The following is a 24,965-nucleotide window of genomic DNA, read 5'->3' on the forward strand; positions in this document are numbered from 1 at the left end:
AGCATTCCCTTCGCCGATCCGCCACCCGGGACAATCGTTCGCCGGCCGGCCCGCGCGGCATCGTCAGCAGGTCCGCGTCGACAATATCATCTCGACGCAGATCTAGTGACCGGCATTCGGATCGCGCATCGAAATCGACGAACTGGTGACGGAAACCGGATCGCTCGCCGGGAAGGAATCTTCCAGGCCTTCCTGCAGCTCTTCTTCAAGCACCGCTGCATCCTTGCTGCGGGCGCCGTCACCGTGAACGGGCTCGAATGCGGAAGAAAGCAATGCTTTCGCCTTGGCTATGGCATTTTCGTGCGTGAGATCGGGGGCGTTGCGAAGCGTGACTGCAATCCTGTCTTCACCCTCGTTGCCGAACTCGACGACGAAGCCCTCATCCGTCTGGTAAACCATGGTGTCGCTGAGTGCCATGTTCGTTCCTCCGAGAGTGCTAATATGAGTGAACCGTGTTTTCGGAGTTTTGTCGAGCAAAGACCTTCACCAGCCAGTCGATGAAGACGCGCACGCGCGGCGAGAGCTGGCGGTTGCGCGGATAGAGCAGCGAAACCGGCGTCTGCGTGAGCGGGAAATCGGCCAGCATTTGGACCAGGGTGCCGGCAGCAAGATCCTGTTCGGCGTGGTAACGCGGGATCTGGATCATGCCTAGCCCCATGCGAGCGGCGGAAATGTAGCTTTCGGCGGCGTTGACGGTCACAGTCGCGGGGATAGTGATGTTGCGCACGCTGCCGTCGACGATGAATTCCAGGGGCAGAGGGCCGGCGCTGCCGGTCGCACGGAAGCCGACCATGCGGTGTGTATCCAGCTTGTCGGGATGCCCGGGCTGACCGAAAGCGGCGATATAGGATGGCGAGGCGAGGGTGATCTCATCCAGCATGGCGACTCGCCGCGCAACCATGTCGCTGTCCTGCGGAGTGCCAACGCGCAGCACGCAGTCGATGCCCTCGCGCACCAGATCCACCAGCCGGTCGCCCTCGCTCATATAGAACTCGATATCGGGATAGGTTTCCAGAAAGGATGGCAGGCTCGGCAGCACGAAATGCCGGGCGAGCGTGCCGTGTACATCGACTCGCAGCAGCCCCTTCGGCTTGGCACCGGCGAAGGCGCCTTCGGCATCCTCGATATCGGCCAGAATCGACAGACAGCGCTGGTAATAGGCTTCGCCGTCGAGCGTCGGGCTGACATGGCGTGTCGTGCGCTGGAGCAGGCGTACGCCGAGGCGGGCTTCCAACTGCTTGACCGCATCCGTCACCGTCGAGCGCGGCAGGCCGGTATCTTCGGCGGCAAGCGTGAAGCTGCGGCGCTCCACGACGCGGGAAAAGACCCGCATGGCATCGAATCTGTCCATTTTATTTTGTTTGCGTTTCCCGGATAGTGATGCCGAATAATGGCCGATTATCCGCAATATAGAAAGAGGCATCCTCTTCTCATCGAAAGGGCGCTGCGGCGCCGAACCCAAAGGAGAAGAAAATGTCTGCCAATCAAAACAAGGTCGCTCTCGTTACCGGCGCTTCCCGCGGCATCGGTGCTTCGATCGCAGAACGTCTCGCAAAGGACGGCTTTACCGTCGTCATCAACTACGCTGGCAACGCGGCACTTGCCGAAGAGCTGGCCCTGAAGATCGAAAAGGCCGGCGGCAAAGCACTGACGGCACAGGGCGATGTTGCCGATGCAGAGGCCGTGCGCCGCATGTTCGACGCTGCGGAAGCAGCTTTCGGCGGTGTCGATGTTCTCGTCAACAATGCCGGCATCATGCTGCTTTCGCGCCTTGCCGATGTCGATGACGCCACTTTCGACCGTCAGATCAGTGTCAATCTCAAGGGCACGTTCAATACGTTGCGCGAGGCTGCCAAGCGTCTGCGTGATGGTGGTCGGGTCATCAACTTCTCGAGCTCAGTCGTCGGCCTCAAGCCGGAAACCTATAGCGTCTACGCCGCCACGAAGGCCGCCGTCGAGACGATGAGCGCTATCATGTCGAAGGAAATGCGTGGCCGCCAGATCACCGTCAATACGGTCGCCCCCGGCCCGACAGGCACCGACCTCTTCCTCAACGGCAAGTCCGACGAACTGATCGACCGCCTTGCCAAGGCAAACCCCCTGGAACGTCTGGGTACGTCCGAAGATATCGCCGGCGTTGTTGCCTTCCTCGCCGGTCCTGACGGCGCATGGGTCAACGGTCAGGTGCTGCGCGCCAATGGCGGCATGGTCTGATGCAGATTTCGTGGCGGCATGCACGCCGCCCCACTCTTCCCTCGCATTCTTTCAACCACCCCACTCTCATAGAAGGAATTGGATCATGAGCAAGCAAGTCATCGTCATCACCGGAGCCTCCAGCGGTTTCGGCGCTCTTACCGCCCGCGCTCTCGCCACGGCCGGTCACACCGTCTATGCCTCGATGCGCGAAACCGAAGGTCGCAATCGGCCGCAGGTCGAGGCTGTCGAAGCCTTCTCGAGAGAAAACGGCGTCGATCTGAAGGCCGTCGAACTGGATGTTGCCTCCGATGGCTCTGTCGAAGCAGGCATTGCCAAGGTGATTTCCGCCGAGGGCCAGATCGACACGATCATTCATAATGCCGGCCATATGTCCTTCGGCCCGGCTGAAGCCTTCACGCCGGAGCAATATGCCGGGCTTTTCGATATCAACGTGCTGTCGACCCAGCGCGTGAACCGTGCGGTGATGCCGCATCTGCGCAAGCAGGGCAAGGGCCTGGTTGTCTGGGTGTCTTCCTCCAGCACCCGCGGCGGTACGCCTCCGTACCTTGCTCCTTATTTCGCTGCCAAGGCGGCCATGGACTCGCTTGCCGTCTCCTATGCCAGTGAACTGACTCGCTGGGGCATCGAAACGGCGATCATCGTTCCCGGAGCCTTCACCAAGGGTACGAACCACTTCGCCCATTCCGGCTCGCCTGCCGATACCGCCCGCGCCGCCGAATATAATGACGGTCCTTATAAGGGCCTGCCGGAACAGGCGCTGAAAGGCCTTGCCTCGCTCGAACCCGCTGATGCAGATGCCGCTTCCGTTGCGACCGCCATCGTTGATGTCATAAACATGCCCTTCGGCAAGCGGCCGTTCCGCACCCATGTCGATCCATCGGAAGACGGTGCTGAGATCGTCAATGGCGTCGCTGACCGCGTTCGTGCCGAACTCTTCCGCCGCATCGGCATCGAGGATCTGCTGAAGCCCGTCACGAACGGATAAAGATCGTCGCAAACTTGTGAACGGCCTCTTGGTGAGCTGCCCCTTACTATCCGGCTAAGCGCACCTATATCAGAATGGACGGAGGCGGACGGCAATCGCCGCCAGCCTCCCGACCTCCACTCCAGGGCCTGCCGCGCCTTTCCTGCGGTGCGACAGGCCTTCAGTTTCAGACATCAGATCAAGGCCCGTGACGGTTATCCCTCCCGTCACGGGCCGCTTTTTTGCCAGCGGCTCTATGTCAGCGGGCGTTAAGTTTGGCGTCGGCCAGCAGTTTCACCAGCCAGTCGACGAAGACGCGGACCTTGTTGCTGAGATGCCGGTTTGGCGGATAGACGACGTAGAGTGGCAGCGACTCGCGCGTCCATTCCGGCAGAGTCTGAATCAGTTCCCCCTTTGCCAGGGGCTCGCGGGCCATGAAGATCGGGATCTGGGCGAGGCCGAGGCCGGCGAGTGCCGCGGTCATATAGGTGCGGCTGTCATTGACGGAGACGATATAGCGCGGATTGACCTCGATGATCTCGTTGCCCTTCCGGAATTCGAAAGGCACCGTGCGATTGTTCTGGGCACGGAAATAATTGACGGAATAATGTTCCGTTTCAAGCTCTTCCGGTCGCTGCGGCAGGCCGAATTTCTCGACGTAGAGGGGGGCAGCGCAGGTGATCATTTCGATTTCCGAGACACGTCTTGCAATCAGCGACTGGTCGGCCGGCGTGCCGGCGCGCAGAGCACAGTCGACGTTTTCGGCGAGATAGTCGACGGTGCGGTCGCCGACGCCGAGGTCGATGCGGATATCGGGATAACGCTGATAGAAATCACAGAGCGCCGGTACCAGAATGGAATCGGCAAAGGCACCCGCCATCTCGACGCGCAGCCTGCCCGTCGGCAAGCTCTGGGAGTTTGAAAGACTGCCGTCCAACTCCTCAAGTTCGGAAATGATCTGCGCGGCGCGTTCATAATAAAGAGCACCATCCGTCGTGACCATGACACGGCGGGTGGTGCGGTTGAGGAGCTTGGTGCGCAGATGTGCTTCCAGTCCTTGAATGAGATTGGTCACCGTCGCCTTGGGCATGGCGAGCATGTCGGCGGCGCGGGTGAAATTGCCCGTCTCCACTACGCGGATGAAGACGCGCATTGCCGAGAGCTGATCCATCGGTTCAATTCCGCAGTTTGCGTTGCAACATTGTTCGGGATTTGGAATAGTGTTATCGCGATATCGCTTCTTATTCCCCGATTTGAATAACAATATCTTTTTGGTTCAAAATGCAAGAGGCGGGCGTTGTCCGTCCATTGCAAAGCAGCGAAGAGATAGAAACGATGGTGCCCGAGATCAAAGACATGGTGCTGGAAAAGGTGGCCGCTGGCCCCGTTTCTGCGCGCGTCTATATGGGCGCCGATTTCGGCAAGGGTCCGCCAATCGTGCTCTATCTGCATGGTGGGGCGTTTCTCGACAGCGACCCTAAGGCCGACCGCCCGATTGCACAGAGCCTCGCAAAGGCCGGCGCGATCGTCGTTTCCGCCGACTACAGTACGCTTTCGGGCAATGTCTTTCCGAAGGCGCTCGAAGTCTCCTTCTCGATCTTTTCCTACCTCGCCCTCAAGAAGGCCGGCCTCGGCGATCGCAAGTCGCTGCTTTTCGTTGCCGGCGAAGAGGCGGGCGGTAACGTTGCTGCCGGTGTTGCGCTGAAAGCGCGTGACCAGATGCCGGATGCGCTTGACGGCCAGATCCTGCTTTCTCCCCTTCTCGATCCTTTCATGGGCACGTCTTCGATCCGCAAGGCGGACAAGATCGGCATGCGTCAGCGCTGGACGGAAGGCTGGAGCCATTACCTGAGTGGCGGCGGCTGTCATCCCTATGCTGCGCCTTGCCTGTGCTCGCGGATTTCAGGTGTTGCACCGGCTCTGATTTTTACGGCGGAAGACGATCCGCTGCACGACGAGACTATCGGTTACGCCGCTCGCCTGAAGAAGGCAGGCGTTGGCGTGCGCCAGCATGTCCTTCCCGCCGGGACAGGTTGGCCATCCATTTATGGCGGAAAATCTGATGGGACTTCAACGTGGCAGGGCAACGTCAGCCGCCACTTCGGAGATTTCCTTCAGAACGTGAGCGTTCAGCCACAATTGCATTGAAGACGAACTGATTTTTTACGGCCATTCAGGGCCGCAAGGAGAGTACCGATGACGTCCAGAAATAAGCGCTGGGCCCTGGTGGGCGCCGGTCTGGGTGTTGCTGCGTCCGTTTCGGCCGCTGCCATCTTTTTCGAACTGCCGATGAGCGCAACCGCCACGGCCGCCTCTGAACCTGCGCAGCCTCCCGCTGTGCCGGTGACGGTTGCCGTCGTCGCCAGCCGTGATGTGACGAACTGGGAGAATTTCTCCGGTCGTCTCGAGGCTATCGATCGTGTGCAGATCCGTCCCCGCGTTGGGGGTGCCATCCAGTCCGTGCATTTCCGTGAAGGTGCGTTGGTCAAGCAAGGCGATCTGCTTTTCGCCATCGATCCTGCCCCCTATCAGGCAGCCGTCGCCCAGGCCCAGGGCCAGGTCGCTTCGGCTGAAGCCAAGGTCAGCCTGGCGCAGACGGAACTCGACCGCGGCCGCCGTCTCTCAGACAACCGGACGATTTCGCAGAGCGACCTCGACCAGCGTCAGAGCACGCTGGCTGAAGCCCAGGCAAGCCTGCGTTCGGCACAGGCTGCTCTCCAGTCCGCGCAGCTCGATCTCGATTATACGCAGGTTCAGGCGCCGGTTTCCGGCCGTATCGGCAAGATCGAGGTCACAGTCGGCAATATTGTTGCGGCCGGTTCGGCTTCGCCTGAGTTGACGACACTCGTCTCCGTCGATCCGATCTATGCAAGCTTCAATGCCAGCGAAGAGATGGTCACGAAGGCTCTCTCTGAGCTTCCGGCAACTGATGCGGCATTGCCGGCGGTTGAACAGATCCCGGTTGAAATCGGCACGCTTACCGATGAGGGAACGCCGATCAAGGGCAAGCTTCAGCTCGTCGACAACGAAGTCGATGCTGCCAGCGGCACCATTGCCGTGCGGGCAGTCTTCGACAATCCCGGCGGCAAGCTGATCCCCGGCCAGTTCGTTCGGGTGCGCATGGGCCAGCCGAAGGCCGAGAACAAGATCGTCATCAGTGACCGCGCCGTCGGGACCGACCAGGACAAGAAATTCGTCTTCGTCGTCGATGGTGAGAACAAGGTCAACTACCGGCAGATCAAGCTCGGTTCGCTGTTCGATGGCCAGCGCGTGGTCGAAGGCGGTCTCGAAATCGGCGACAAGATCGTCGTCAACGGCCTTCAGCGTATCCGTCCGGGTGCAGTCGTAGCACCCCAGATGGAAGAGAAGGTCGCGACCGCTCAGTAAGGTTTGAGCCTCCTTCCCTCGGGGAGGCGGCCGTTACCCTAGATAACATGACCTGCCGGTGCGCCTTTAAGCCGCCGGCGAGGGACTTTGCATCCATGTTCACCCCGGAGAGGGCGTTAAAATGAACATATCCAGATTCTTTATCGACCGCCCGGTCTTTGCCGGTGTTCTTTCGGTCCTCATCGTGGTCGCCGGCCTCATCGGCCTCAGGGCGCTGCCGATCTCCGAGTATCCCGAGGTCGTGCCGCCGTCGATCGTCGTGCATGCCACCTATCCCGGCGCAAACCCGTCGGTCATCGCCGAAACGGTGGCTACACCGCTCGAAGAGCAGATCAATGGCGTCGAGGGCATGCTCTACATGTCCAGCCAGGCGACGTCTGACGGCGCCTTGAACGTCACCGTCACCTTCAAGCTCGGTACCGACCCCGATAAGGCGCAGCAGCTCGTGCAGAACCGCGTGTCGCAGGCCGAACCGCGCCTGCCGGCGGAAGTTCGCGCGCTTGGCATTACCACGGTCAAGAGCTCGCCTGACTTCATCATGGTCGTCAACCTCGTCTCCGACGGGAACAGTCATGACATCACCTATCTGCGTAACTATGCGACGCTGAACGTCAAAGACCGGCTAGCCCGTATCGCCGGTGTCGGCCAGGTGCAGGTCTTCGGTGCCGGCGACTATTCCATGCGTGTGTGGATCGATCCGCAGAAGGCAGCCGAGCATAATCTTGCCGCAAGCGACATCAGCAATGCGATCAGCTCGCAGAACGTCCAGGCCGCTGCAGGCATCATTGGCGCTTCGCCGAGCCAGCCGGGCGTCGATCTCCAGCTCAACGTGAACGCCCAGGGTCGTCTGCGCACGCCCGAGGAATTCGGCAGCATCATCGTCAAGACGGGCGCCAATGGCGAGATCACCCGTCTGCGCGACGTTGCCCGGATCGAACTGGGTGCCGCCGACTACACGCTGCGTTCGCTGCTCGACGGCAAGCCGGCTGTCGCCGTTGCCGTTCTCCAGGCGCCGGGTTCGAACGCGATCGAGATCGCCGACAATGTCCGCGCGACGATGGACGAGCTGCAGTTGGCCATGCCTTCAGGCGTGAAATACGAGATCGTCTATGATACGACGAAGTTCGTTCGCGCCTCGATCGAGAAGGTCATCGACACGCTGCTCGAAGCCATCGCGCTCGTCGTTCTCGTCGTCATCCTGTTCCTGCAGACATGGCGTGCCTCGATCATCCCGCTGATTGCCGTTCCGGTATCCATCATCGGTACATTCGCGGTCATGTACATGTTCGGCTTCTCGATTAATGCACTCAGCCTTTTCGGCCTGGTGCTGGCGATCGGTATCGTCGTGGATGACGCAATCGTCGTCGTTGAAAACGTCGAACGCAACATTGAGGCCGGGCTCAGTCCGCGTCAGGCGACTTACAAGGCCATGAAGGAAGTCTCCGGCCCGATCATCGCGATCGCGCTGGTGCTTGTCGCGGTCTTCGTGCCGCTTGCCTTCATCTCCGGCCTGTCGGGTCAGTTCTATCGCCAGTTCGCGCTGACGATCGCGATCTCGACCGTCATTTCCGCCTTCAATTCGCTGACGCTGTCTCCGGCGCTCGCCGCCCTTCTCCTGAAGGGTCACCATGCGCCGAAGGACTGGCTGACGCGGTTCATGGACGCGATCTTCGGCTGGTTCTTCCGTGGCTTCAACCGCGCTTTCGGCGCCGGTTCGAACGCCTACGGCAAGGGCGTCGGCGGTCTGGTATCGCGCAAGAGCATCGTCATGGTGTTCTACCTTGTGCTGGTCGGAGCGACATACAACATCTTCAACACGGTACCGGGCGGATTCGTGCCGTCGCAGGATAAGCAGTATCTGATCGGCTTTGCCCAGTTGCCGGATGCCGCAAGTCTCGACCGTACGGAAGACGTCATCAAGCGCATGACCGACATCGCTCTGGCACAGCCGGGCGTTGCCAACGCGATCGCCTTCCCGGGCCTGTCGATCAACGGCTTCACCAACTCTTCGAACGCCGGCATCGTCTTCGTGACGCTGAAGGATTTCGAGGAGCGCAAGACGCCCGATCTTTCGGGTGGGGCAATTGCCATGGCCCTGAACCAGAAGTTCGGCGTCATCCAGGATGCCTTCATCGCCATGTTCCCGCCGCCGCCGGTCAACGGCCTCGGCACGACGGGTGGTTTCAAACTGCAGATCGAGGATCGTGCTGGCCTCGGCAACCAGGCGCTCGACGAGGCAACCAAGGCAGTGCTTGCCAAGGCCTATCAGACGCCTGAACTCGCCGGCCTGTTCTCCAGCTTTCAGATCAACGTGCCGCAGCTCTATGCCGATCTCGACCGCGCCAAGGCCGAGCAGCTCGGAGTGTCCGTCACCGACGTCTTCCAGACGCTGCAGATCTATCTCGGTTCGCTCTATGTGAACGACTTCAACGCCTTCGGCCGCACCTACAGCGTCCGTGTGCAGGCCGATGCCAAGTTCCGCGCCCAGCCGGAAGATATCGGCCAGTTGAAGGTTCGTTCGGCATCGGGCCAGATGATTCCGCTCGCAGCGCTATTGAAGGTGGATGCCAGCACCGGTCCGGAGCGTGCGAACCGCTACAACGGCTTCCTCGCTGCCGATATCAACGGCGGTCCGGCACCGGGCTTCTCGTCCGGCCAGGCGCAGGCTGCGATCGAGAAGATCCTGCACGAGACCCTGCCTGCCGGCATCGACTTCGAGTGGACCGACCTGACCTACCAGCAGATCCTTGCCGGTAACTCCAGCGTCGTCGTCTTCCCGCTGGCGCTGCTGCTCGTCTTCCTCGTGCTTGCCGCCCAGTATGAGAGCCTGACATTGCCGCTTGCGATTATCATGATCGTGCCGATGGGTGTTCTGGCCGCTTTGACCGGCGTCTGGCTCACCGGTGGAGACAATAACATCTTCACGCAGATCGGCCTCGTCGTCCTTGTCGGTCTATCGGCCAAGAACGCGATCCTGATCGTGGAATTTGCCCGCGAGCTGGAGTTCGAAGGCAGGACGCCGCGTGAAGCCGCGATCGAGGCCAGCCGCCTGCGTCTGCGCCCGATCCTGATGACCTCGATGGCCTTCATCATGGGTGTCGTGCCGCTTGTCACCTCGACCGGTGCGGGTTCGGAAATGCGCGCGGCCATGGGTGTCGCGGTCTTCTCGGGCATGATCGGCGTGACCTTCTTCGGCATCTTCATGACGCCGGTGTTCTACGTGCTTCTACGCCGGATGACGGGCAACCGTCCGCTCGTTCAGCACAACGACAATCATCCGCAGGATGAAGACGACCATATGAAGGTCGCTGCGGAATAACCTCTCCTTTGTCGGGTAAATCGGGCGGGGGCCTCGGTCCTCGCCCGTTTCGTTTTTAGGTGATGAGACAAAAATGCGTTACGTCCATCAAAACGGTTGCATGCTGAGGTGAGGGGGATATCAAGGGCAGGCAACAGTTCGGGAGGGCTGGGTGACACACGCATTGCAAAACAGCGGAAAGCGGAAGATCGCTTTCCTTGGTACCGGGCTCATGGGTGCGCCGATGGCGCGGCGTTTACTGGGTGCATGCTTTTCTGTCACCGTCTGGAATCGTGACCGTGACAAGGCTGAGGCGCTGTCCGGCGATGGTGCCATTGTAGCTTTTACGTCCTCGGAGGCTGCTTCCACAGCCGATGTCGTTATCTGTATGCTGACCAATGCTGAGGCTGTCGCGCAGGTGCTGTTCGACATAGGAACCGTCGAGACCATGAAGCCGGGTGCTGTTGTCATCGACATGAGTTCCATCGCTCCGCCTTTCGCGCGGGAACATGCCGAGAAGCTTGCCAAACGCGGCATCCGCCATATCGATGCGCCGGTTTCCGGCGGCGTGGTCGGCGCTTCGGCCGGGACGCTTGCCATCATGGCGGGCGGGGATGCTGCCGTCATCGCCGAACTTTCAGATGTCTTCGCGCCGATGGGGCGGGTCACACATGTCGGCCCTGATGGGGCCGGGCAGCTTGCCAAACTTGCCAACCAGCAGATCGTTGCGGTGACGATCGGTGCCGTCGCGGAAGCGATGATGCTGATCGAGGCCGGCGGCGGTTCGCCGGCCGCTTTCCGGGACGCGGTGCGTGGTGGCTTTGCAGACAGCCGCATCCTGGAGATCCATGGCAAGCGCATGATCGACCGGCAGTTCGCGCCGGGTGGTTCTTCGGCCAACCAGTTGAAGGATCTCGACGCCGTCATGGCGACGGCGAAGGCACTGTCTCTGACCTTGCCGCTGACGGAAGCGGTTCATGCCGAATTCACAGAATTTGTTGCCAGGGGCAACGGCGAGACGGATCACAGCGCCTTGCTGCTCCATCTCGAAGACAGGAATGCCCGACCGGGAGGAAAGAAATGACCGACAGCAAGACCGGCAAGCGCCGCCTGCGTTCGCAGGACTGGTTCGACAATCCTGATCATATCGACATGACGGCGCTCTATCTGGAGCGCTTCATGAACTACGGTGTGACGCCGGAGGAACTGCGGTCCGGTAAGCCGATCATCGGCATCGCCCAGAGCGGCAGCGACCTGACACCCTGCAACCGTGTCCATATCGAGTTGGCCAAGCGGGTGCGGGATGGCATCCGCGATGCGGGCGGCATCCCGATCGAATTTCCGACGCACCCGATCTTCGAGAACTGCAAGCGCCCGACGGCAGCACTTGACCGCAATCTCGCTTATCTCGGCCTCGTTGAAATCCTCTACGGCTATCCGCTCGATGGTGTCGTGCTGACGACCGGCTGCGACAAGACCACGCCTTCGGCGATCATGGCGGCTTCGACGGTCGATATTCCCGCGATCGTTCTCTCGGGCGGGCCGATGCTCGACGGCTGGCATGAAGGAAAACTCGCCGGCTCGGGCATGGCGATCTGGCAATCGCGCCGGAAGCTCGCGGCAGGCGAGATCGACGAAGAGGAATTCCTGCAGACGGCGCTCGATTCGGCACCCTCCGTCGGCCATTGCAACACGATGGGCACAGCCTCGACCATGAATGCGTTGGCCGAGGCGCTTGGCCTTTCGCTGACAGGCTGCGGCAATATTCCGGCTGCCTATCGTGAGCGCGGCCAGATGGCCTATCGCACCGGCCGTCGCGCCGTCGAGATCGTGCTCGAAGACCTGAAGCCGTCGGATATCCTGACGCGCGAGGCCTTCCTCAATGCCATCAAGACAAATTCTGCGATCGGTGGCTCGACGAACGCCCAGCCGCATCTTGCCGCCATGGCGAAGCATGCGGGAGTCGAGCTGTATCCCGAGGATTGGCAGGTGCATGGTTTCGATATTCCGCTGCTGGCGAATGTGCAGCCGGCGGGTGCCTATCTCGGGGAGAAGTTCCACCGTGCCGGCGGTACCCCTGCCGTGATGTGGGAATTGCTGCAGGCCGGCAAGCTCGATGGCGACTGTCGCACCGTCACCGGCAAGAACATGGCGGAGAATCTGAGAGGGCGTGAGTCACGTGACCGCGACGTCATCAAACCCTACAGCGCGCCCCTGAAGGAGCGTGCGGGCTTCCTCGTACTCAAGGGCAACCTCTTCGATTTCGCCATCATGAAGATGAGCGTCGTATCAGAGGATTTCCGCAAGCGTTACCTGCAGGAGCCAGGCCGGGAAGGTGTTTTCGAAGGCAAGGCTGTCGTCTTCGACGGTTCGGAGGATTACCACAAGCGCATCAACGATCCGGAGCTCGGCATTGACGAGAACACGATCCTCGCCATCCGTGGCGCCGGTCCGCTCGGCTGGCCGGGCTCTGCAGAAGTGGTCAACATGCAGCCGCCGGATCATATCCTGAAGCGTGGCATCAAGAGCCTGCCGACGATCGGTGACGGGCGCCAGTCCGGCACTTCGGACAGTCCCTCGATCCTCAATGCCTCGCCGGAAAGTGCGGCGGGCGGTGGGCTTGCGTGGCTCAGGACCGGCGACATCATTCGCATCGATTTCAATCAGGGGCGTTGCGATATGCTGGTTGATAAGGCTGAAATCGAGCGGCGCAAGGGCGATGGAATCCCGCCGGTGCCTGATGATGCGACGCCGTGGCAGCGCATCTACCGCAATACGGTGACGCAGCTGTCAGATGGTGCGGTCATCGAGGGGGCCGCTGAGTTCCGGCAGATTGCCAGGAACCCACCGCGACACAATCACTGATTAAAACAATACTGATTGAAAAGAAGGCAGTCGTAACGAACAGTTCACCTAGTAACTAGTTCGGTACTTACGAAAAGGCTTCATTAATGAGGGCTTGCGACTATATTATGAGTTTTTGCAGGCTTCGAAGGCTGAAACGAATTGCCCGAGAATAAACCAACGCGATCAGAGCGAGAGTTCCAGGATCTTCTTCGGCGACTGGAGCTGGCGCTTGATGCTTCGCAAATTGGTGTGTGGGAGCACAGCATCAACAAAGATGCTATACTCTGGGACGCGCAGATGCACCGTCTGTATTGTACCGGCCAGACAGACCGGGAAGTGCCGACCTGGATCTGGACGAATGCCCTGCATCCCGAGGACCGGGAACGGGCCGAGCAGGATTTCGAACAAGCGGTTGCCACTCGCGGCGCGTATAACTCCCAGTTTCGCATCATTCTGCCGAGTGGAGAGATCAGGCATTTAAGGTCGCGTGCACATTTCTATGTCGATGAGGAGGGCACCCCCTCCTTCATCGGTGCGGAATGGGACGTAACATCCGATGTGCTGCTCAATGCCGAGCTCGGTAGGCAGAAGATGATGGCCGAGGCTAGGGCGCTGGCGCTTGAAGAAAGCAATGCGCGGATCGAGCATGTCGCCAATCATGACTACCTGACCGGCATGCCGAACCGGCGCCTGTTCGACAGGCGGCTCGCGGCGCTGCTGGCGGATAAGAGCGTGTCGACGCTTGCCGTCCTGCATCTCGATCTCGACCAGTTCAAACAGATCAATGACAGCCATGGTCACGCCGCCGGTGATGCCGTGCTGCGTACCGCATCACTCAGAATTGCCGCTGCCATTCCCTCAGATGGCATGGCCGCCCGTGTCGGCGGCGACGATTTCGTCATCGTGCTGACCAATTTCGCCGGCCTCGATGCGCTGAAGGCAATCATCGAGGATGTGCAGCGGCGACTGCGGAAGAAAATCCGCTTCGGGCAGGAGATGCTGCAATCCGGTGCGTCGATCGGTGTATCCTGGAGCAGCGACAAAAGGGCGCGCAACCTGCTCGCCGAATCCGATCTGGCGCTCTACCAGGCAAAAAAGCTCGGCCGCAACCGCATCGAATTCTTCAGCCGACAGCTTCAGGACGACTTGCGCGGCAAGCGTCGCCTAGCCGAAGATCTCGCCCAAGCCCTGGAACAGGGTGAGATCATTCCCTACTACCAAGTGCAGCTCGATGCGCGCACCCGCGAGATCACCGGGCTGGAAGCGCTGGCACGCTGGAACCATCCGGAAAAGGGCGTACTTGCGCCAGGCGTCTTCCTACGCATTGCGGATGAATACGGGCTTTCGGCGGAGATCGATGCCGCGGTCTTGCAGCGCGCGCTTGAAGATCGCGCCGCCTGGCAGGCCATGGGCTATCATGTGCCGCGCACCGCCGTGAACATCTCGCCCGGGCGTCTTGCCGATCCTGCCCTGCTGGACAAGCTGCGCCGGCTGGCCATTCCGCCGGGCGCCATCGTCTTCGAGCTGGTGGAAACGATCTTCCTCGACGATTGCGATGAGAAATTCCTCGCCAATATCGACCTCATCAAGCAGATGGGCATCGATATCGAGATCGATGACTTCGGTTCCGGCCATGCCTCGCTCATTGGCCTCGTGCGACTGAAGCCGAAGCGGCTGAAGATCGACCGTCAGCTTGTCACCGATGTGGTTGAATCGGCTGAGCAGAGGCGCGTGGTGGGATCGATCGTCGAGATTGCCAAGGCTCTCGATGTGGAAGTGATTGCCGAAGGGGTGGAGACCGAAGCCCATGCCGTGACGTTGTCATGGCTTGGCTGCGACAGCCTGCAGGGTTTTGCGCTCGGCTATCCCTCTAACGCCGCCGATACGGGGCGCCTTCTTGCATCAAACGGCCACGGTGGCAAATCGCGAAGTGTGGCGGGTTGAGATCTGGGGGCTGAAGTTTAGTCGATGAATGGAATGTGAGGCCGATTTCGGTTCGAACGGTGCAGTCGGCGAGCACTTTAGGCTAACTCTCAGTGCACCGACACGGCACGCCTTGGGTGCGTGCCGTATTTTTCAGGTAGTGCGGAAGCGGCCCCGGATCTGGCTCATGTAGAAGTCGCCAGGAGAAGCTGCTGCGGTCAGTCCGACGACGATGCCTTCAGGGACATCTTCGTAGTGACGACGTTGACCGTTGGTCAGATAGAGCGTGAGGTGTCGAGTCTCGCGCTGGTAATCGATCGCTTCAATGAGTTTGGACTGCAGTCTAGTTTCCATGCGGTACTCCCCGATGTGTTTCGCGCGAGAGAGGTGGCTGCTGGATCCGACGAGCGGTTCAAGACAGCGTCAAGCTAATCTCTGGTCGATTCAAGTCAAGGATCCAAAGAGTGGAGCCCTACCTATTTTGAGTTAAATGCGTCTGAAGTTTGACGCTCTAAATTAGCCCGAAAGCGTTATGACAATTAAGCGCAACCTGCAGCGGAACAATGCTCCCTCAGCGAGCGTTCAAAAGCGTTTCGTCCAGCCTTGAAATGGGGATGTCCTTGCGGGTGATTGCAGAGCTGATCATTCTTTTCGGCCGCATCTGTTGCGCGCTCGTGGCCGTTGTGGGCGCGATGGCTTTCGCCTCCTATCTGGTCGCCTCTCCGGTCGATGCGACGCCGCGGATGGATGCAGAAAGTGGAGCGATCTGGACCTCCGTGCCGGTTCATATCGATGCGAGCCATCAGCCCTATGAACGCGAGCCCGATCGCTATCCCTTCAAGTTTTCTGCCGGCCCGTCCCTGAAGGTCATCGACAATGCGACCTTTTTCCTTGATGACAACACCTTCGTCATTACCGGTGTCGCGCGGATCGCTCCGCGGGCGCTCTGCGCCGATACGCAGGGTCGGCGCCTTGCCTGCGGCCAGAATGCAGCGGGCCTGTTGCGGACCGCATTGCGCCGCAGCTTCATCGAATGCAGCAGCAAGGAGTTAGCGCCGAAGCTGTTCATGGTGAGTTGCCGGCGGGACGGTCAGGACCTCGCCGAGTTGCTCAACGACATGCCCAAGGAGCAGCTCGTTGGCAGCGCGACGTGATCAGGCGCGTCGCCAGAAGATGAGTTCCGGCACCTGCCAGGAGGGATCGGGCGCGGGCAGCCAGGTCTTCGGGGAGAAGTAATCCTTCGTGCGGCGCTGTTGGGCGGAGCTCTCCTGAAGCAGGAGCGTGAAGTTGAAGGCGCCCGGCCGCGAAAATTCCTGGGTGAAGTTGATGAGGGCACCGAAGCCTTCCTCCTTCACATCCCTGAGATTGCGGATTGCCGTCAGCGCATCATGGAAATCCAGCCACGCCGGCTGCGTCAGCATGGTTTCGAAAATGCGTGATATGCTCGGATCAAGCTGTCCGTTGCTATCGGTCGCGGGACCGAGGAGCTTCACGCGCATGCTCGTAATCGTGCCTCTGCCGTTGCCGCGCACGACGAGGAAGAGCGAGCTGACGACGTGCTCCTTCTCCTTCTTGTAGACATGTTCGTAGGAGCATTCGAACGTATCGGAATTGAATGCCGTTTCCGCCCATTCGCTGGTTTCCACGCCGGCTGAGCGCAGCGCTTCGCACATGAGCGGGCCGGAAATCCGCCAGGTGCGCAGGAAAACGCTCGCGAGCGCCGGCTGCGGCGGGTCGAACATGCGCGGTGCGATCTTGATGCTGACAGGTTCGGTGCGGCGGAAGACCTTCGGCGGGGGGGGAGGCGGGGGTGCCGCGGGCGGGAAAAGCTCTATGCCGAAATAGTGGGCCAGCGACTTCAGGTGTCGCATGTCATTCGACAGCAGTACCGTTGCGCCAATAATTGAAACGGACAGAACAATCAGCAGCCACATGACGGCGCGGCCCTTTCGCGGCTGCGGCGCCAGTTTCATGTTCTGATCGGACGATGGCATCGTCAGTTCGCGAGACCTCGGACAATGGAAGTCATCATTTATAAGGCTCGGACCGATGTGGCAATCGATCTCACTCGGCGCGGCGTAATCGATTTAAGGCCGCTCCGGTGAAGCGATCGAAGCCTGTCAGGCCGCGATACGACGATACCGCGTCCTGATCCGGTCGATATAATACTGGCCCGGCGAAGGCGCCTTCACCATGGTGCTCACGTCGGCGGCCGGTACGCCTTCGAACAGGCGTTCTTCGCCGTTGCGGAAGCAGATACGCAGGCGCCCGTCTTCCTGGCTGAAATAGACGTTCTGGATAATCCGCGATTTGACTGGAACTTCGTGCATCGTTTTTGCCCCTGTTTCGTTTTGAGGCACCTTAAAAGTAAGGATGCGAAGATACCGTCAAGGCGTATGGTAAAGATTGTTTTCTGCTTGAATGGCGACAGTCTAAAAAATCGCGTTTCAATAAAATTGTACGGATCGGCTTAAAAAGCCTGCAAATACTGGCATGTAGAGTGACCCTCATGAAAGCGGCCGGGCATGGACAGATGCGATCGGCGCTGCGGCCAGGCAGAAATCGCCGGCCGGCTGGAAACGGGGACTTGAGATGAGCAGATTTCTTCTTGCCGCGACGCTCGCAATCACGATATCGGCTGCAGGCCAGCCGGCTTTCGCCTTTGGCCCGGGCGGTTTCGGCCGTGACCTGATGTACACTTCGGCCATCGGCCACCTGCCGGAGGAGCCGTTGACGACGAGCGCCGGTTTCGTTCGCCCGAACATGCCTTTTGTCCTCAGCGCGCCGGCGCAGGTCGAAGGCGAGGGCTATCAGCTGAAGGCCTATTCGCAGCAGCTGACCATCGTCGTCGGCTTCGTTTTCGACAGCGTTCTCAGCCAGGCTGCCCAGACCATCGGTACTGCCGAAGCGCTGGGTCCGTTTCTGCGCTAAGGCTTAAATACTAGATACTGCCGTCTTCGATTTGCGCCCGCGGGAAGGATCCGGCGGGCGCAGTAATTTTCTTGAGATTGCAATTACATTGTTTCATGGTAAGGCGAGATCGAAGTTCTTTTGCATTGCATTTCAAAACGACGACACGCATCGTTCAAGCCGTGAACGCGAGTTCATCATGACCGGACTGAGCGCAGGGACAATCGACTTGACGATTGCTTGGCGCATGGCGGAATGGACTTGCGGGTTTCAATCTGGGAAGGTTGCATGAATTCGGAATTTGCCGTTCGTTCCATGCGGCCCGGCGAACTGGAGCTTGCGCTGGAATGGGCACGTCAGGAGGGCTGGAATCCCGGCCTCGACGATGCGATCGCATTCCACGAAGCTGATCCTTCCGGATTTTTCGTCGGCGCCATCGGTGAGGTGCCGGTCGGCTCTATCTCAGTCGTCAAATATGGCGACAATTTTGCCTTCCTCGGTCTTTACATCGTGCATCCCGATTTCCGCGGCCGGGGCTTCGGCAAGGCGATCTGGAACGCCGGCATCGCGTCGGCGGGAGATCGCACGATCGGCCTCGATGGAGTTGCGGCCCAGCAGGCAACCTACCGCAAGGCCGGTTTCGAGATCGCCTATAACACGATCCGCTATGGCGGCGTGCCGACATCGGTGCCGCAGTCGTCACTCGTCGCGCAGCCGGTTCCGGACGCGAGGCTCGAAGGCCTGTTGCGCTATGACAGCGGTATTTTCCCGCAGCCCCGTGCGGCTTTTCTTGCCGCCTGGTGCACGGGCCGCAAGGGGCGCAGCTCGGTCGTCGTGCGCAAGAGCGGCAAGATCCGCGGTTACGGCACGATCCGCCGCTGTTATGAGGGCTACAAGATCGGCCCGCTTTTTGCTGGCGACGCAGATAGCGCCGCTGCCCTTCTGGCCGGCCTTATTCCTCAGGCGCATGGCGCGTCGATCTATATCGATATCCCCGCCGCCAATGCCGAGGCGATTGCACTTGCGGAAAGCGTAGGGCTCGAGCCGGTTATGGAAACCGCGCGCATGTATCGCGGTCCGGCGCCCGAAATCCCGCTAAAGAATGTCTATGGCGTGACGACGCTGGAGCTTGGTTAGTCGACCGGCGAAGCCGGCACGGTGGGCGCAGCCATTTTTGGGCGGCCCTTTTCGGCGATAGCGATGCCGCCGAGCGTCAGCACCAGCGCAATCATGTGGAAAAGCTGCAGCGTTTCGCCGAGCAAGGCGACAGAAAGCAGCGTGCCGAAAACCGGGACGAGATTGATGAACAGGCCGGCGCGATTAGCGCCGATTTCCTCGACGCCCCTGATATAGAGTATCTGCGCCAGCAGCGAGGCGAAGATTGCCGTATAGACGGCAATCGCCCAGCCTTTGCCATCAGGCCATTGGGCCGCGCCGCGGGAGGCCTCCCATAGAAGCAGCGGCAGGGCGGTCAGCGCCGCGCCGAGCGCGGGGATCGCCATCAGCGTGCGCCAGTCGACGACGGGCTTCCAGCGCAGGAAGATCGTATAGACGGCATAGGCGGCGACAGCGATCAGCATCAATCCATCGCCGCGGTTCAGGCTGAGCTGCAGCAGGGTTGCAAGATCGCCATGGGCAGCCGTCAGTGCGACGCCGACAAGCGTCATGCCGAAGCCGACGACCTGGGCCAGCGAAACGCCGGTGCGGAAAAAGACGAAATTCAACAGGAAAATCAGCATAGGGATGCCGGCCTGCTCGATCGCTACATTGATTGCCGTCGTATACTGCACGGCCGAATAGAGCATGGCATTGAAGGTCGTGTAGCCGATCACGCCATAGAAGAAGAGAAGGGGCAGGTTCTTGCGCACGACCGGCCAGTCCTTCTTCAACTGCGGCAGCGAGACGGCGGCGATCAGCACGACAGCCAGGAACCAGCGAAGGAAGGTCAGCATCATCGGGCTGACATGGCCGAGCGCCAGCTTGCCTGCGACGGCATTGCCGCCCCAGCAGAGAGTTGCAATGACGAGGCAGATATAGGCTGTAGCTTGCAAGGGGATCTTCCCGTCTTTGTCGTCTCTGGCAGGCTTTTTATGACGGGGCTTAGCCTGCCGGCGGCTGATTTGTCACGTAAAAAGCCGAATCTGCTGTGACAACAGGGTCGCTTTCCCAAAAACAAAGCTTTATAGATGCGCGGGTTTGAGCAGGTGTGCGGTTCTCCGCCGGTAACAGGAAGAGTTTGATGACGAACGTAGTCGTGGTCGGTTCGCAGTGGGGCGACGAAGGCAAGGGCAAGATTGTCGATTGGCTTTCGGAACGCGCTGACATCGTGGTGCGCTATCAGGGCGGACACAATGCCGGCCATACGCTCGTCATCGACGGCACGAGCTACAAGCTCTCGCTGCTGCCTTCCGGTGTCGTACGCCCTGGCAAGATGGCCGTCATCGGTAATGGTGTCGTCGTCGATCCGCATGCGCTGATCGCCGAGATCGGCCGGCTGGAAGCGCAGGGCGTGAAGGTTACGCCTGAGAACCTGCGCATCGCCGACAACGCGACCCTCATCCTTTCCCTGCACCGCGAGCTCGATGCTTACCGTGAAGATGCAGCTTCCAACAGCGGCACCAAGATCGGTACGACGCGGCGCGGCATCGGCCCGGCCTATGAAGACAAGGTCGGCCGCCGCGCCATCCGCGTCATGGATCTCGCGGACCTCGAAGCCTTGCCGGGCAAGGTCGATCGTATCCTGACCCATCACAATGCGCTGCGTCGTGGCCTCGGTGTTGCCGAAGTCAGCCACCAGACGATCATGGATGAACTGACCTCGATCGCCGACCGTGTGCTGCCCTTCCGCGATACGGTCTGGCTGTTCCTCGACAAGCAGCGCCGCAAGGGCGCCCGCATCCTCTTCGAAGGTGCGCAGGGCAGCCTGCTTGATATCGATCACGGCACCTACCCCTTCGTGACCTCGTCCAACACGGTGGCCGGCCAGGCCGCTGCCGGTTCGGGCATGGGGCCGGGTTCGCTCGGTTATATTCTCGGCATCACCAAGGCTTATACGACGCGCGTCGGCGAAGGTCCGTTCCCGACCGAACTGACGGATGAAATCGGTCAGTTCCTCGGCGAGAAGGGCCATGAATTCGGCACGGTGACGGGGCGCAAGCGCCGTTGCGGCTGGTTTGACGCTGCACTGGTGCGTCAGTCGGTCGCCACGAACGGCATCAGCGGCATTGCGCTGACAAAGCTCGATGTGCTCGATGGTCTCGACGAACTGAAGATCTGCGTCGGCTACATGCTCGACGGCGAACAGATCGACCATCTTCCGGCAAGCCAGGCGGCGCAAGCTCGGGTCGAGCCGATTTACGTCACACTGGAAGGCTGGAAGGAATCGACGGTCGGTGCTCGCAGCTGGGCGGATCTGCCGGCGCAGGCGATCAAATATGTTCGCCAGGTCGAAGAGCTGATCGGCGCGCCCGTTGCGCTTCTTTCCACCAGCCCCGAGCGTGACGACACCATACTTGTGACCGATCCGTTTGAGGATTAATGTCGCGGGTCACTTAAGGCGACCGTTCGGGAGTGTGCCGGACTTCTTGAGAAAGTACTGATGGCGGATTTTATTGCAGTTATTCGGCGGGCAGTCGACGGCCTGTCTGAAAATACGCCCGAGATGCGGGTGAAGGTCTACGAGCGCGCGCGCGGCGCAGTGCAGCGGCAGCTCGAGAACATGAAGCCGCGTCCGCCGGAAGCCATGCTGCAACGCCAGCTCGAAAAGCTCGAGGCGGCAATCCGCGAAGTCGAGGGCGAACACTCGGAAGCCGTGCCTGTCGAGGAACCGGTCACAGCCGCTCCGGAGCCTGAAGTTCATGAGGAGCCCGCGCTCGAGCACGAGCCTGTCGCAGAGACGGCCCCTGCTGCCGAGGAACCCGTATCCGAAAGCCATGAGCAACAGGACGTAGAACATCCCGCCTACGAGCAGCCTGCCGAGCCGGAGGAGGTCGTTCAGGCGGCCGCTCCCGCCGAAGAGGTGGTGCCCGAGCACGCCGAATGGCATCCGCCTCATGAGGAAGAAGCGCCTGCGGAAGAATGGCGCGCGCCGGAGCAGGCTGAGGTTCATGCCGAGACCGAGAGCTCTCATGAGCCGGTAGAGGAATATTATCCGGAAGAACCGCGGCCGGAAGAGGTCGCTGCCGAGCCGGTAGCCGAAACCGCCCATGAGGTGGAAGAAGAGCTTCAGCACGAAGAGGTTCATCAGCCGGCTCCACGCGGCATAGACCGTGCGTCCAATCGACTCGTCGAGCCGATGGCCGATTTCGAACCGCAATCGCAGCCGCAAACCAGCGACTTCATCGAGCACACGCGCGAAGACCCGATTGCAATGGATGCGGCAGCGCATTTCGATCGCATGTGGTCCGAGCCGGCTGCCGAAACACCGGCTCCTGTACCCCAGGAAGCCGAGACCGAATGGGCGCGCGAAGAACTCCACTCCTATGCCGAGGCCACGCCCGCCGTTCCCGCCGATGCTTCGGCACGCGCTCTCGATGAGGTCTCAACGCTCGGAAACAGCGCTTCGCCGGCCGTCATGCCGGCTGCCAAGGAAAATTTCTCCTGGGAAGCCGCCGCTTTCGACGATCTGCCGCCGATCGAGGCCGGCACGGGCAAGAAGACACCAGCTTCCGCGCATTTCGACGACGTCGATATCTTTGCGGAAGTGCATGCTGGCAACGGTTCCGGCTCTGCAGCTCCCGCACCGGCCGCAGCGCCAGGCGAAGGTTGGCGTGAGGCGCGGACGTTGCGTGGCTATGACCGCCGCAACGCTGCGACCGATGACGACGACAGCAATCCGCCGATGGATCTGGACCAGATCGTCGCCTCGAAGATGCAGGGCAAGAGTTTCCGTATGGAGCCGAAGCGCCGGCGCTTCGGTATCGGCACCATTCTGGCGATCCTCGTGACGCTCGGCATTCTCGGTGGCGGTGCCTATGCGGGCTGGATGAACCGCGAAGCGGTGATGGAAATGGTCGATGGTCTCGTCAGCTCCGCGCCGTCACAGGCTGCGCGCGACGAGACGGTGACGCCAGGGACAACGCCTCCGGTGCAGCAAAACAGCACGCCGGCCACGGCCAAGCCGGCAGATCAGAGTGCTACCACGCCGCCGGCGCGACCCAACCAGGAAGTTGCCTCGCTGGACGGTTCGGCTGCCAATTCCAAATTTACCCAGCGGCTGCTCGCCGATGGCACCGAAGTCGATAACGGCCCGGCAGCAGTGCCGGGAACACCGACGGCGGAAGGCAAGTCGGTTGCCGCGCAGAACGTTGCTGCAGCCGATAACAGCACGCCGAGCGTCCAGTCCGATGCTGCGCCTGCCGAAAACCTGACGCCGAACGGCCCTGCCGCAGCACCTGCTGCGCAGAACACCCCCATTGGCGCCACCGAAAAGATGTTCCTCTATGAAGAGCGGATCGGCGAAAGCTCACCGACGGCAATCGAGGGATCGGTTATCTGGACCGTTCAGCATGAAGCCGGACAGGACGGCCGCCAGGAAGCCACCGTGCAGGGCAACGTCACCGTACCGGAGCGCAATCTTTCGGCGCTCGTGACCTTCAAGCGCAATTCCGATCCGTCGCTGCCGGCAAGCCATCTCGTCGAGATCGTCTTCTCCGTTCCGCCGAATTTCGAAGGCGGCAGCATCGACAGCGTCCAGCGCATCTCGATGAAACGTACGGAGCAGGATCGCGGCGATCCGCTGATTGCAGTGCCGGCCAAGATCACCGACGATTTTCACATGATCGCGCTCAACGACTATCCGGATGCGCGCAAGGCCAATCTGGACCTGCTTGCCACGCGCGACTGGATCGACATTCCGGTCACCTACCGCAACGGCCGCCGTGCGCTGCTGACCATGCAGAAGGGCGCTACAGGCGGGAATGCCTTCAACACGGCGATCAAGGAATGGACGGCGCTCGGAGATCTCTCGACCAGCCAGTAAGGCTGGCGTCGCGGAGCCTCGGAAATCACGCAAAATAAAAGGCGGGCCGCAAGGACCCGCCTTTTTTGATTTCAGATAACGACCAGCTTATGCGGTCGCTTCGACCACACGCACGGCCTTGGAACGCTCCAGCGCTTCCTTGCGGACCGCATCCTGCACCTTTTCAAAGGCGCGGACTTCGATCTGGCGGACACGCTCGCGGCTGATGTCGAACTCGGCCGAAAGATCTTCCAGCGTCACCGGATCTTCAGCAAGGCGGCGAGCCTCGAAGATGCGGCGTTCGCGGTCGTTCAGCACGCTCATGGCCTTCGACAGCATACGGCGACGGGTATCGAGCTCATCCTGCTCGATCAGCACGTCTTCCTGGCTGTCGTGGTCGTCCACGAGCCAGTCCTGCCACTGACCGCTGTCGCCTTCGGAGGCCTTGATGGGGGCGTTCAGCGATGCGTCGCCGGAAAGGCGGCGGTTCATCGAAACGACCTCTTCCTCAGAGACGTTCAGCTTGGTCGCGATTTCGGTCACATGCTCCGGCTTCAGGTCGCCGTCATCGATGGCTTGGATACGGCCCTTCAGACGGCGCAAGTTGAAGAACAGGCGCTTCTGGTTGGCAGTCGTGCCCATCTTCACCAGAGACCACGAACGCAGGATATATTCCTGGATCGAGGCTTTGATCCACCACATGGCGTATGTGGCGAGGCGGAAACCACGTTCCGGATCGAACTTCTTTACAGCCTGCATGAGGCCGACGTTACCTTCGGACACGACTTCGCCGATCGGCAGGCCGTAGCCGCGATAGCCCATGGCGATCTTCGCGACGAGGCGAAGATGGCTGGTGACGAGCCTGTGGGCGGCGTCGCGATCGCCGTGCTCGGAGTAACGCTTGGCGAGCATGTACTCTTCCTGCGGCTCCAGCATCGGGAATTTGCGGATTTCGTCCAGGTAACGATTGAGACCGGCTTCGCCGGCGGTAATGGACGGCAAGTTATTTCGGGCCATGATGCACCCTCCTTATATGGATTCCGGTTCCCGATGGAACGCGCCCTCGCGTTAAAGGCAAACCGGGACATGCGGCTCTCTCCAAGCCCGCAATAAGTCTATCTACAGATAAGTATGGCGAAACAGCGATTCAAGGTCCCCTCGGCGTTCACGAGGGCGTTATCCGGCCTTTGCCAGAGCCAACCAGAGGCATTGATTTTACCGACAGCTGCCGCATTTTTCCAGTGGCGGTGGCACTCTTGCCCAGCCGCTTTTATGAGAGGAACCAGATGATCAGACCAGCCCTTGCCGCCATCCTGCTGCTTTCGCTTTCGGCTGCTCTTTCATCCTGCGGGAACACCGCCAGGGGGCTGGCACAGGACGGGCGTGACACCAGCCACGCTCTCGACAATGCCACGCATCGGATCCTGGGTGCCGGCTCCAAGAAATAGCAGCGACCATCT

Annotated in this window: 20 protein-coding genes and 2 pseudogenes; 14 read left to right on the forward strand and 8 right to left on the reverse strand. The window is 60.6% G+C overall.

Annotation, left to right across the window (positions count from 1 at the left end; translation table 11 throughout):
* Positions 1-102: 102 nt before the first annotated feature.
* A complete protein-coding gene (locus tag PMI11_RS07460; protein WP_007815125.1) occupies positions 103-417 on the reverse strand; it encodes a hypothetical protein in 315 nt (104 codons plus the stop codon).
* 19 nt (positions 418-436) lie between these two features.
* On the reverse strand, positions 437-1,351 hold the full coding sequence (locus tag PMI11_RS07465) for a LysR family transcriptional regulator (protein ID WP_007815127.1): 915 nt from the start codon (positions 1,349-1,351) through the stop codon (positions 437-439).
* A gap of 122 nt (positions 1,352-1,473) precedes the next feature.
* On the opposite strand from PMI11_RS07465, the gene PMI11_RS07470 reads away from it, so the two are divergent.
* Complete coding sequence (locus tag PMI11_RS07470; RefSeq protein WP_007815129.1) at positions 1,474-2,214, forward strand: SDR family oxidoreductase; 741 nt, start codon at positions 1,474-1,476, stop codon at positions 2,212-2,214.
* Between the two features lie 85 nt (positions 2,215-2,299).
* Entirely contained in the window at positions 2,300-3,202 is a 903-nt protein-coding gene (locus PMI11_RS07475; protein WP_007815131.1) for an SDR family oxidoreductase, read from the forward strand.
* Between the two features lie 238 nt (positions 3,203-3,440).
* Here PMI11_RS07475 and PMI11_RS07480 read toward each other — a convergent pair whose 3' ends face one another.
* Positions 3,441-4,352: a LysR family transcriptional regulator gene (locus tag PMI11_RS07480; protein WP_007815133.1), complete on the reverse strand. Its 912-nt coding sequence runs from the start codon at positions 4,350-4,352 to the stop codon at positions 3,441-3,443.
* Between the two features lie 164 nt (positions 4,353-4,516).
* On the opposite strand from PMI11_RS07480, the gene PMI11_RS07485 reads away from it, so the two are divergent.
* The 6 genes and pseudogenes from PMI11_RS07485 to PMI11_RS07510 all read left to right on the forward strand — a co-directional run bounded on the left by PMI11_RS07485 (position 4,517) and on the right by PMI11_RS07510 (position 14,657).
* Positions 4,517-5,329, forward strand: coding sequence for an alpha/beta hydrolase fold domain-containing protein (locus PMI11_RS07485; protein ID WP_007815135.1), 813 nt, complete (start codon positions 4,517-4,519; stop codon positions 5,327-5,329).
* A gap of 48 nt (positions 5,330-5,377) precedes the next feature.
* Complete coding sequence (locus PMI11_RS07490) at positions 5,378-6,568, forward strand: efflux RND transporter periplasmic adaptor subunit (protein ID WP_007815137.1); 1,191 nt, start codon at positions 5,378-5,380, stop codon at positions 6,566-6,568.
* A 121-nt stretch (positions 6,569-6,689) separates the two neighbouring features.
* Positions 6,690-9,887, forward strand: coding sequence for an efflux RND transporter permease subunit (locus PMI11_RS07495; RefSeq protein WP_007815140.1), 3,198 nt, complete (start codon positions 6,690-6,692; stop codon positions 9,885-9,887).
* A gap of 139 nt (positions 9,888-10,026) precedes the next feature.
* Positions 10,027-10,950, forward strand: a pseudogene (locus PMI11_RS07500) (NAD(P)-dependent oxidoreductase); the annotation flags it as partial.
* Positions 10,947-12,731, forward strand: a complete 1,785-nt coding sequence (locus tag PMI11_RS07505; protein ID WP_007815144.1) for an IlvD/Edd family dehydratase — start codon at positions 10,947-10,949, stop codon at positions 12,729-12,731. The pseudogene PMI11_RS07500 and the gene PMI11_RS07505, both read left to right, overlap by 4 nt.
* Before the next feature lie 115 nt (positions 12,732-12,846).
* Positions 12,847-14,657, forward strand: a pseudogene (locus PMI11_RS07510) (EAL domain-containing protein).
* A 132-nt stretch (positions 14,658-14,789) separates the two neighbouring features.
* Here PMI11_RS07510 and PMI11_RS07515 read toward each other — a convergent pair.
* Complete coding sequence (locus PMI11_RS07515; protein ID WP_007815149.1) at positions 14,790-14,990, reverse strand: KTSC domain-containing protein; 201 nt, start codon at positions 14,988-14,990, stop codon at positions 14,790-14,792.
* A 266-nt stretch (positions 14,991-15,256) separates the two neighbouring features.
* On the opposite strand from PMI11_RS07515, the gene PMI11_RS35945 reads away from it, so the two are divergent.
* A complete protein-coding gene (locus PMI11_RS35945; protein ID WP_157179599.1) occupies positions 15,257-15,790 on the forward strand; it encodes a hypothetical protein in 534 nt (177 codons plus the stop codon).
* Here the strand turns inward: PMI11_RS35945 and PMI11_RS07525 are convergent, their stop codons facing one another.
* On the reverse strand, positions 15,791-16,630 hold the full coding sequence (locus tag PMI11_RS07525; protein WP_007815153.1) for a DUF6030 family protein: 840 nt from the start codon (positions 16,628-16,630) through the stop codon (positions 15,791-15,793).
* 126 nt (positions 16,631-16,756) lie between these two features.
* The gene (locus tag PMI11_RS07530) at positions 16,757-16,966 is read right to left on the reverse strand and encodes a KTSC domain-containing protein (protein ID WP_007815154.1); all 210 of its coding nucleotides are present in this window, start codon (positions 16,964-16,966) and stop codon (positions 16,757-16,759) included.
* Between the two features lie 262 nt (positions 16,967-17,228).
* On the opposite strand from PMI11_RS07530, the gene PMI11_RS07535 reads away from it, so the two are divergent.
* Positions 17,229-17,567, forward strand: a complete 339-nt coding sequence (locus PMI11_RS07535) for a hypothetical protein (RefSeq protein ID WP_007815156.1) — start codon at positions 17,229-17,231, stop codon at positions 17,565-17,567.
* Between the two features lie 267 nt (positions 17,568-17,834).
* Entirely contained in the window at positions 17,835-18,683 is an 849-nt protein-coding gene (locus tag PMI11_RS07540) for a GNAT family N-acetyltransferase (protein WP_007815158.1), read from the forward strand.
* Here PMI11_RS07540 and PMI11_RS07545 read toward each other — a convergent pair.
* A complete protein-coding gene (locus PMI11_RS07545; protein WP_007815160.1) occupies positions 18,680-19,597 on the reverse strand; it encodes a DMT family transporter in 918 nt (305 codons plus the stop codon). The genes PMI11_RS07540 and PMI11_RS07545 overlap by 4 nt on opposite strands.
* Before the next feature lie 188 nt (positions 19,598-19,785).
* Here PMI11_RS07545 and PMI11_RS07550 point away from each other — a divergent pair, with 188 nt between their 5' ends.
* Both PMI11_RS07550 and PMI11_RS07555 read left to right on the forward strand, forming a co-directional pair.
* Entirely contained in the window at positions 19,786-21,084 is a 1,299-nt protein-coding gene (locus PMI11_RS07550; RefSeq protein WP_007815162.1) for an adenylosuccinate synthase, read from the forward strand.
* A 60-nt stretch (positions 21,085-21,144) separates the two neighbouring features.
* A complete protein-coding gene (locus PMI11_RS07555; protein WP_007815164.1) occupies positions 21,145-23,526 on the forward strand; it encodes a hypothetical protein in 2,382 nt (793 codons plus the stop codon).
* 87 nt (positions 23,527-23,613) lie between these two features.
* On the opposite strand, the gene rpoH is transcribed toward PMI11_RS07555, so the two are convergent.
* Complete coding sequence (rpoH, locus tag PMI11_RS07560) at positions 23,614-24,522, reverse strand: RNA polymerase sigma factor RpoH (RefSeq protein ID WP_007815167.1); 909 nt, start codon at positions 24,520-24,522, stop codon at positions 23,614-23,616.
* A 269-nt stretch (positions 24,523-24,791) separates the two neighbouring features.
* Between rpoH and PMI11_RS07565 the strand changes: the two genes are divergently transcribed.
* Positions 24,792-24,953 carry a hypothetical protein gene (locus PMI11_RS07565; protein WP_007815170.1) on the forward strand — a complete coding sequence of 54 codons (162 nt, stop codon included), beginning with the start codon at positions 24,792-24,794 and terminating at the stop codon, positions 24,951-24,953.
* Positions 24,954-24,965 lie beyond the last annotated feature (12 nt).

Source organism: Rhizobium sp. CF142 (assembly GCF_000281145.1).
In the GTDB taxonomy this organism is placed as follows: Bacteria; Pseudomonadota; Alphaproteobacteria; order Rhizobiales; family Rhizobiaceae; genus Rhizobium.

Excerpts from the sequence above, each read along its gene's own strand:
- PMI11_RS07515 (WP_007815149.1), bottom strand. The coding sequence starts at position 14,990 with ATGGAAACTAGACTGCAGTCCAAACTCATTGAAGCGATCGATTACCAG.
- PMI11_RS07490 (WP_007815137.1), top strand. The coding sequence starts at position 5,378 with ATGACGTCCAGAAATAAGCGCTGGGCCCTGGTGGGCGCCGGTCTGGGT.
- PMI11_RS07480 (WP_007815133.1), bottom strand. The coding sequence starts at position 4,352 with ATGGATCAGCTCTCGGCAATGCGCGTCTTCATCCGCGTAGTGGAGACG.
- PMI11_RS07535 (WP_007815156.1), top strand. The coding sequence starts at position 17,229 with ATGAGCAGATTTCTTCTTGCCGCGACGCTCGCAATCACGATATCGGCT.
- PMI11_RS07530 (WP_007815154.1), bottom strand. The coding sequence starts at position 16,966 with ATGCACGAAGTTCCAGTCAAATCGCGGATTATCCAGAACGTCTATTTC.
- PMI11_RS07540 (WP_007815158.1), top strand. The coding sequence starts at position 17,835 with ATGAATTCGGAATTTGCCGTTCGTTCCATGCGGCCCGGCGAACTGGAG.
- PMI11_RS07470 (WP_007815129.1), top strand. The coding sequence starts at position 1,474 with ATGTCTGCCAATCAAAACAAGGTCGCTCTCGTTACCGGCGCTTCCCGC.
- PMI11_RS07505 (WP_007815144.1), top strand. The coding sequence starts at position 10,947 with ATGACCGACAGCAAGACCGGCAAGCGCCGCCTGCGTTCGCAGGACTGG.
- PMI11_RS07495 (WP_007815140.1), top strand. The coding sequence starts at position 6,690 with ATGAACATATCCAGATTCTTTATCGACCGCCCGGTCTTTGCCGGTGTT.
- PMI11_RS07555 (WP_007815164.1), top strand. The coding sequence starts at position 21,145 with ATGGCGGATTTTATTGCAGTTATTCGGCGGGCAGTCGACGGCCTGTCT.
- PMI11_RS07465 (WP_007815127.1), bottom strand. The coding sequence starts at position 1,351 with ATGGACAGATTCGATGCCATGCGGGTCTTTTCCCGCGTCGTGGAGCGC.
- PMI11_RS07525 (WP_007815153.1), bottom strand. The coding sequence starts at position 16,630 with ATGCCATCGTCCGATCAGAACATGAAACTGGCGCCGCAGCCGCGAAAG.
- PMI11_RS07550 (WP_007815162.1), top strand. The coding sequence starts at position 19,786 with ATGACGAACGTAGTCGTGGTCGGTTCGCAGTGGGGCGACGAAGGCAAG.
- PMI11_RS07475 (WP_007815131.1), top strand. The coding sequence starts at position 2,300 with ATGAGCAAGCAAGTCATCGTCATCACCGGAGCCTCCAGCGGTTTCGGC.
- PMI11_RS07565 (WP_007815170.1), top strand. The coding sequence starts at position 24,792 with ATGATCAGACCAGCCCTTGCCGCCATCCTGCTGCTTTCGCTTTCGGCT.
- PMI11_RS07485 (WP_007815135.1), top strand. The coding sequence starts at position 4,517 with ATGGTGCCCGAGATCAAAGACATGGTGCTGGAAAAGGTGGCCGCTGGC.
- rpoH (WP_007815167.1), bottom strand. The coding sequence starts at position 24,522 with ATGGCCCGAAATAACTTGCCGTCCATTACCGCCGGCGAAGCCGGTCTC.
- PMI11_RS07460 (WP_007815125.1), bottom strand. The coding sequence starts at position 417 with ATGGCACTCAGCGACACCATGGTTTACCAGACGGATGAGGGCTTCGTC.